The sequence below is a fragment of the Photorhabdus viridis genome (assembly GCF_040256935.1).
In the GTDB taxonomy this organism is placed as follows: domain Bacteria; phylum Pseudomonadota; class Gammaproteobacteria; order Enterobacterales; family Enterobacteriaceae; genus Photorhabdus; species Photorhabdus viridis.
Genome location: NZ_JBEJZY010000196.1, coordinates 1 through 825, shown reverse-complemented (window position 1 = coordinate 825; position 825 = coordinate 1). Strand labels below are relative to the sequence as shown.

The following is an 825-nucleotide window of genomic DNA, read 5'->3' as shown; positions in this document are numbered from 1 at the left end:
CACCAGTTGCAAACCCGGTTTCCGCTGTTGTGTAAAGCCGGGGCGCCGGATGAGGTTAACCAGATGATTAACCGGGCGCTGACCGGGATCCCGCTGGTGGCGATGAATCATGTCCCGGCGGCGGTCCCATTGCGGCTGGAGAACCAGTATTTTGCCCTTGACCTGTCCCATCCGGCGGCGAAAGCCATGCTGGCGGCGGGAACCTGTGCTTTCTATGTGTCCGATGTCCTGGGCGATATTCAGCTTGAACTGTTTGCGGTCTTGAGAACATGAATCCATCACACTTATTCACTAAAAAATCGTCACCGGATATTGATGCCCTGTTGCAAAACAGCTACTTACTGGTCACCAAACTGCGCCAGGGCGTGCCAGTGGATCAGGGGAGCACGGTATGGCAACACTGTCTCGACGAGATAGAACAGGCGCAGGGGGCGCTGTCTGCTGCCGGCGTCAGTGACGCTGCAAAGGGACACATCCGTTATGCTTTGTGTGCCCTGTTGGATGAAACCGTACTGACACGGGCGCCGGACGAGGGCTATGCAGCCTGGCGCGCCACCTCGTTGCAGGCCCATTTCTTTGGCACCGCTGAAGCGGGTAACCGGTTATATGAGCGGATACGTACGGTTCTGGATGGACCGACGCCTGATCAGGCGGTCCTGACCTGTTTTCACCGGGTATTGCTGCTGGGATTCCAAGGGGATTACCGGGAGGACACGTCATTGATACGTGAACAACTGATCACCCGCTTAAGTCAACACATCTTACCTTTCGACAGTTTTCAGCCCTCGCCTGGGCTGGTCAGAATCTTACCGTCTTTTGCCTGGC

The 825-nt window shown here is 56.4% G+C and carries 2 protein-coding genes; both read left to right on the top strand.

Annotated features, from left to right (window positions below; translation table 11 throughout):
- Positions 1-273 (top strand): type VI secretion system baseplate subunit TssK (tssK, locus tag ABR397_RS22925; protein WP_350307720.1); only part of this gene is annotated, 273 nt, incomplete at its 5' end.
- A partial coding sequence (gene tssL / locus ABR397_RS22920; protein WP_350307719.1) for a type VI secretion system protein TssL, short form occupies positions 270-825 on the top strand: 556 nt, incomplete at its 3' end. The genes tssK and tssL, both read left to right, overlap by 4 nt.